Origin of the sequence: Streptomyces sp. NPDC093064 (assembly GCF_044754605.1) — a bacterium.
In the GTDB taxonomy this organism is placed as follows: Bacteria; Actinomycetota; Actinomycetes; order Streptomycetales; family Streptomycetaceae; genus Streptomyces.
Window position 1 is genome coordinate 124754 of record NZ_JBIVPK010000023.1, and the last position, 6352, is coordinate 131105.

General features: G+C 70.9%; 5 protein-coding genes. 3 read left to right on the forward strand and 2 right to left on the reverse strand.

The features are described 5' to 3' along the window. Nucleotides 1-29 precede the first annotated feature (29 nt). Entirely contained in the window at nt 30-1247 is a 1218-nt protein-coding gene (locus ACIQFZ_RS25715; protein ID WP_365430974.1) for an MFS transporter, read from the forward strand. Between the two features lie 69 nt (nt 1248-1316). Here the strand turns inward: ACIQFZ_RS25715 and ACIQFZ_RS25720 are convergent, their stop codons facing one another. Next, nucleotides 1317-2786 (reverse strand): MFS transporter, encoded by a 1470-nt coding sequence (locus ACIQFZ_RS25720; protein WP_402692234.1) that lies wholly within the window; start codon nt 2784-2786, stop codon nt 1317-1319. A gap of 86 nt (nt 2787-2872) precedes the next feature. Beyond that, on the reverse strand, nt 2873-3529 hold the full coding sequence (locus tag ACIQFZ_RS25725; protein WP_402692235.1) for a FadR/GntR family transcriptional regulator: 657 nt from the start codon (nt 3527-3529) through the stop codon (nt 2873-2875). A 340-nt stretch (nt 3530-3869) separates the two neighbouring features. Here ACIQFZ_RS25725 and ACIQFZ_RS25730 point away from each other — a divergent pair, with 340 nt between their 5' ends. Both ACIQFZ_RS25730 and ACIQFZ_RS25735 read left to right on the forward strand, forming a co-directional pair. Further along, nucleotides 3870-5195, forward strand: a complete 1326-nt coding sequence (locus ACIQFZ_RS25730; protein ID WP_376652583.1) for an MFS transporter — start codon at nt 3870-3872, stop codon at nt 5193-5195. 100 nt (nt 5196-5295) lie between these two features. Continuing rightward, on the forward strand, nt 5296-6210 hold the full coding sequence (locus ACIQFZ_RS25735; protein ID WP_383132422.1) for an ABC transporter substrate-binding protein: 915 nt from the start codon (nt 5296-5298) through the stop codon (nt 6208-6210). Nucleotides 6211-6352 lie beyond the last annotated feature (142 nt).

A 6352-nucleotide genomic window follows, 5' to 3' on the forward strand; every position in this document is an offset into this window, starting at 1 on the left:
AGCAGTGCGAACGGCCTACCATCTACGGAATGTTGAAGCAACAAGGTGACGGTCCCGCCTGCCGGGAAGAGGTACCGGTGTGGCGCGTGCCGGGGATGCGACCCCTGCTGGCCTCGACGGCGCTGGGCTTCGCCGGCCTGTCGTTGCTGATGCCGGTCGCCCCTCTGTGGGCACTCGAGGGCGGGGCGGACGAACTGGGCGCGGGCCTGGTCAACACCGTGCTGATGCTCTTCACGGTGATCGCCCAGCTGCTGGTCGGCCGGATCCTTGGGCGCCTCGGCTGGCAGAGGTCACTGGCCCTCGGCTCGTGCCTGCTCGGGCTCCCCGCCCTCGGCCATCTGGCCACCAGCCAGGCGGGAGCCGTCATGGCCCTCGCGGCGGTGCGGGGCCTCGGGTTCGGGATCCTCACCGTGTGCGGTGCCACCGGAGTGGCCGCGCTCGTCGAACCCGCCCGCCGCGGCCGGGCGGTCGGCGCCTACGGGCTCGCCATCGCGGCCCCGCAGTGCCTGCTCATCCCGGTCGCGCCCTGGCTGGCCGAACGCGTCGGATTCTGGCTGGTGTTCACGTGCGCGGCCGTGCCGCTGCTCGCGATCCCGCTGGCAGCGCGCGTGGCACGCGCCCTGCACGACAGCGGCGACGTATCCACCGCACCCGCCGAAGCGCGGGACACCAGCCGACTGCGCCGCGTCCTGATCGGTCCGATCGCCGCGCTGCTTGTCATCACCGCGGCCGGCGGCGCCATCCTCACCTTCACCCCCCGCCTGCTGTCCGACCCGGTCGCCGTCTACCTCGCGCTCCTGGCGTTCACCGCGACGGCGGCGCTGTCCCGGTGGGGCTTCGGGCACGTCGCGGACCGCAGGGGAGCGGCCCCGGCGATCGCCCCGCTGCTGTTCGCCGGTGCCGCCGGGCTCGCCGTGATCGGCGCGGGGGCGGCGGGCGGGTCCGGGGCGGCCGGTCCGGTCCTGGCCGTGACCGGCATGCTCGTCGTGGGCGTCGCCTACGGCGGCCTGCAGAATCTGACGCTGGTGCAGGCCTTCGCCGCCGCCGGCGAGCGGGCCCGCTCCTCCGTCAGTGTCGCCTGGAACGTCGGCTTCGACGCCGGTACGGGGCTCGGCGCCTTCGCCGCGGGCGCGGTCGTCACCATGAGTTCCTACACGGTCGCGTACGCGGCTCTCGCCGCCGCCACCGCTCTCGTGGGCGCCTGCTGGGCGGGCGCGCGGTGGCGGAACCGCGGGACGGCACGGTGAGCCGCGCCCCGAATAACTCGACGACCCGGCGCCCTCACGCGGCGGGAATCCTGGGCTGCGCACCCGCCCTCACACGGCGGGAACCTCGGCCGGCGAGCCCGGCCTCGTACGGCGGGACGACCCCGCGCCCGCCAGCACGGCCGTCGCGAGAGCCGCCAGCACCAGCGCGGCCAGGGGAACCCAGATGGCCGTGGTGAATCCGTGCACGGCAGCCGTCCGTGTGCCGCCGTGGAACGCCGCGGCGGCGCTGGCGGCCACCGTGTTGAAGGCGGCCGATCCGATGGAACCGCCCACCTGTTGCGCAGAGTTGACCGAGGCCGAGGCGATCCCGGAGTCATGGTCCGGAACATTGGCGGTGGCGCTGGTCATGATGGCCAGGAAGCTGGCGCCGTTGCCGACGCTGAACGTGACCAGCGCGGGAAGGACGTTCGCGGCGTAGCTGGACTCCGGGGTCAGCAGCGTGAACTGGACCAGTCCGCAGGCGGCCAGGGACAGGCCCGCCGTCATCATGACGCGGGGGCCGAACCTGGGCAGCAGGCGCGTGCCGAGCTGGGTGGCGGTCGCGGTGGTGACGATGCTGATGGGCAGGAAGCCCAGTCCACTCGCCACTGCGGACCAGCTCAGCACGGTCTGCAGGTAGTAGGTGAGGAACAGCGCGACGCACAACTGCCCCATCATCAGGGCACCACCGGCGAGCAGCGCGGCGACGCGGCGGCGGTCGCGCAGGAGGCGCGGCGGCAGGAGCGGGGTGGCGGCACGGGTCTGCCACCAGGCGAACGCAACGAGCAGCGCCATCCCTCCGACCAGCGCCCCGAGCACGTACGGCGAGGTCCAGCCCAGCGCCTCGGCCCGGCTGCAGCCGTACACCACGCTCGTCAGACCACCACAGCCGAGCACGGCCCCGGCGACGTCGACGCGCCCGGACGGCCGCCGCGCCCGGTCGCGCGGTGTCCAGATACTGCCGACCAGCGCCAGAAGCGCGATGGGCACGTTGACCAGCAGGCACCAGCGCCAGCCCGCCCACTGGGTGAGCAGCCCGCCGAGCACCACGCCGAGGGAGCCGCCGGCGCCGCCGAGAGCACCGAAGACGGCGATGGCCTTACGCCGCTCACGCGGGTCGGTGAAGGTGGTGGCGACCAGGGCGAGCGCCGAGGCGGCGAGCAGGGCGGCGAAGGCACCCTGCACGGCACGGGCGGCGAACAGGACCTGAGCGGTGGGCGCGACGCCCGCGGCGGCCGAGGCCACCGCGAAGCCCAGCAGCCCGGCCACGAACACCCGCTTGTGCCCCGCGTGGTCGGCGATACGCCCGGCGAGCAGGAGCAGCCCGCCGAACGCGACGGTGTACGAGGTGACCACCCACGGCCGGTCCCCGTCCGCCATCCCCAACTGCGTCTGCATGGACGGCAGCGCCACGTTCACGATGGTGCTGTCCAGCAGAATCATCAACTGCGCCAGCCCGAGGACGCCCAGCGCCCACCAGCGCCGGGAGTCGGGAAGCTGTGGCTGAGGGACGGGGATCAAGGGAGGTGCAGGCTGCATACTTTTCTGTATACCAAAAAAACAGAATGGGATACCAAACGGGGTGTGTGATCCGCGCGAACTTCGCCGCCTCCTCCATGTCCGGCTCAGTGTCCGCGCAGCAGGGCCAGTGAGGCGGTGGTGGCCTTGTCGGCGTCGCCTTCGGCGATGGCCGTGGCGAGGGTGTTGTGCCAGGTGTCCCGTCCCTGGGTGAAGACCTTCAGGCAGCGGTCGTCGCGGATGCTGTCGGTCAGTGCCCTGGTGAAGGTCGAGTAGAGCTCGGCGAGGAGTTCGTTGTGGGACGCGCGGGCGACGTGGAGGTGGAAGTCGACGTCGGCGGCGACGAAGGCGGCTTCGTCGCCCGCGGTTCCGGCCGCGTGGCGCCGGGCGAGCGCGTCGTCGAGGGCGGTGATGTCGTGCTGGGTGCGGCGGGTGGCGGCGAGTCCGGCGGCGAGGATGTCCAGGCCGCGGCGGACTTCGAGGACGTCGCCGTTGGGGGCGTCGTCGAGCCGGCGACGTATCGCGACGTCGGTGGCGTCCCTGGCGGCCACGTAGGTGCCGTCGCCCTGGCGGGTGGTGAGCAGTCCCATCTGGGCCAGGCCGTGGACGGCGGCGCGTATCGACACGCGGCTGAGGCCGAGCCGTTCGGCCAACTCGCCCTCGGAGGGAAGCCGCTGGTCAACGGGCCAGTGTCCACCGGCGATCCGGTCCCGTAGCTGCCTGCTGACGGCGTCGACCAGAGAGACCCGCTCAATCTTCTTCATTCCCACCTCTTCTCGAAGTCGTCAGATGACTGCTAATCATGTCACCAGAGGCCTTCAGGTGGCCTCTCAACAGCCCGACCCCTCGCGTCCTCCCGGGCTGTCTCTTGCCTGGGCTCCTCTCTGAAGCCCGAGCGTCCTCTGAAGGAGGTCGGCTCCATTGCACAGATCGGATTCCCCCACTCCGGACACCGGTGTCTCCGGTTCCGGCGACACGTCCCTCAACTCAGCCGGCGCTGCGGCGGTTGATGTGGTGGACAGTGGTTCGTCTCCAGCGGGTTCGGCGGTCGGCCGGGCGCTGGATTCGATCGGTTTCAATCGGGCGCACAAGCTCATCCTGGTGATGGTTCTGCTCGGCGCGTTCTTCGACGTTATGGAGGAGAACTCGCTGGGCGCGGTGGGCCCGGCGTTGAAGGATGTCTGGCACATCTCCACGCCTGAACTGGCCTTTCTGCAGACGGTCACGATCTCGGCGATGATCATCGGCAAGGTGGTCACAGGTGCGATCGGTGACTTGAAGGGGCGCCGGTTCGCGTTGGCGTTCAACTTGTTCGTGTACTGCGCGGGGGCGTTGGTCTGCGCGCTCGCTCCGAATTATGCGGTGCTGGCGGTCGGGCGCTTCGTGGTGGGTGTCGGGCTCGGTGGTGAGCTCGCCGCGGGGATGACGCTGCTGAGCGAGCTGGTGCCCACCCGGTTCCGGGGCGCGGTGGTGGCGTCCTTGAACGTGGGTGCCGGTGGTTTCGGCAATGTGGTCTCATTCGGTTTCGCGGCGGTGGTGCTCGGTCCGCTGGGGAACTTCTTCGGCGGTCCGGACAGCAGTTGGCGGTGGATGTTCGGGCTGCTGGTGCTGCCGGCGGTGCTGGTGCTGTTCTACCGGCGCTATCTGCCCGAGACGCCCCGCTATCTGGCGTCCCGGGGGCGGATCGAGGAGGCCAACCAGGTGCTGACCCGGCTGGCGTCGGGCCGGCTCAAGGGCCGTGACCTGCCCACGGTTCCGTATCTGACGGAGCCGGCCACGCAGGAGGGCGAGGCGGAGAAGGTGCGGCTCGGGGAGGTCTTCCGGGGCGAGCTGCTGCGGCGCACGGCCGCGCTGGCGGTGGTGTCCTGGATGACGTTCGGCGCGCAGATCACCGTGCTGGTGCTGATGCCGACGATCCTGGTCAACCAGGGCTACAGCATTACCGAGAGCCTGACCTTCACCATGGTGATGAACGTCGGCAGCCTCCTGGGGGCGGCGGCGGCGACGTATGCGGCGATGCACTGGCCGCGCCGGCTGGTGATGACCGGCGGCGCCGTAGCCGCCTGCCTGGCCGCGCTCGCCTTCGGCTTCCTCGCCGGCACCCCGGCCCTGGTGCTGGTGCTAGGCGGCACCTTCCAGTTCTTCGTGCTGCTGCTGAACAGCACGGTGTTCGCGTGGGCGCCGGAGCTGTACCCCACCCGGGTACGCGCCTTCGGCACCTCGATGATCGCCGTGCAGGGCAACGTGGCCGGCGCCTTCGTGCCCATCCTCGCGGGACTGCTCCTCGACCACGCCGGCGTGGTCGCGGTCTTCGTCCTGACCGCGGTCATGTACGGGGTGATGGCGATCGCCGTCCGCTTCGCCCCGGAGACCCACGGCCGCCCCCTCGAGGACATCAACGTGGAGGCCTCTTCGCCGGCCGCCGCCTGACCCGCCTGCCGGCCGTGCGGTACGCCCCGCCCGGCCGGTCCGGCACCCCGTACCAACCAACCCTGATGTGAAACACCGTCAGAACTATCAAGGAGAGATGATGGACCGTCTGCATGTTTCGGCTACTTCGCACTGGCCGAACTACCTGCCCGAGTACGTTGCCCGGGAGTTCGGTTTCTACGAGGAGGAGGGGATCGACTTCTCCCGCAGTGCTCCGGACGACTGGACGCGGGTGCTGGCCGATCTGGAAGAGGGGCAGGCCCAGGTCGTTCTCGGGGGGCTGTGGGTGCCGGCGATGTACCACGGGCGTGGCCGTGAGTACCGGGCGTTCGCGCAGCTGAACCACCGCAACCCGAAGGCGCTGGTGGTGCGGGAGCCGGTGTCGGACTTCGAATGGACGGACCTGGAGGGCCGGATCGTGCTGGCTCCGGGTGCGGGCGGCACCGCGCCCTATGTCCACACCGCCGGGCTGATGCGCAGGGCCGGTGTGGACATGTCCAAGGTGCGGTTCGTACGCGACCTGTCCGGGTCGATGCTCACCGAGCTGTTCCTGGGCGGCATGGGGGATGCGCTGGTCACCGACGCCGTCAACGCCGCCTTCCTCGAGCACCGGGGACTGGCCCATGTCGCGGTCCGCTACGACCGGGTGGGCGGGCTGATGCCCAACAGCGTCTACTACACCACCCAGGAGGTCCTGGACCGCGACGACGAACTCGTCTTCCGGTTCTGCCGGGCGCTGCAGCGCTCGATCGACTGGCTCAAGGCGCACAATGCCGACGAGCTGGCCGGCCTGCTGGCCCGCGAGTGGCCGTCGCTGGACACCAAGGTGCTGGTGCCGGTCGTGGACGACCTGCGTGCCAGCGGCATCTGGGACGACATCCGCGTGAGCGAGGACGGCTACACGGAGTGGCTGCGCATCCTCGCCGAGGACGGCCTCCTCGACGCTCCGATTCCGTATGCGGACCTGATCGACGCTCGTCCCGCCGGTCAGGCCGCTGCCGAGGTGACGCCGTGACGGACCGGACGGGTACCGGGCAGTCGGACGAAGGCTCGCGCGCGGGGCGTGCTCCCCTGCTGGTGCTGGACCGCGCGCAGGTCGCGAGTCTGCTGGACCTGGGTGAGGTGATGCACGTCGTCGAGCAGGCCCATGCGGCGCT

What these genes read in the sequence shown, in the direction of transcription:
- ACIQFZ_RS25715 (WP_365430974.1), top strand. Translation starts at nt 30, where the DNA reads ATGTTGAAGCAACAAGGTGACGGTCCCGCCTGCCGGGAAGAGGTACCG.
- ACIQFZ_RS25720 (WP_402692234.1), bottom strand. Translation starts at nt 2,786, where the DNA reads ATGCAGCCTGCACCTCCCTTGATCCCCGTCCCTCAGCCACAGCTTCCC.
- ACIQFZ_RS25725 (WP_402692235.1), bottom strand. Translation starts at nt 3,529, where the DNA reads ATGAAGAAGATTGAGCGGGTCTCTCTGGTCGACGCCGTCAGCAGGCAG.
- ACIQFZ_RS25730 (WP_376652583.1), top strand. Translation starts at nt 3,870, where the DNA reads ATGGTTCTGCTCGGCGCGTTCTTCGACGTTATGGAGGAGAACTCGCTG.
- ACIQFZ_RS25735 (WP_383132422.1), top strand. Translation starts at nt 5,296, where the DNA reads ATGGACCGTCTGCATGTTTCGGCTACTTCGCACTGGCCGAACTACCTG.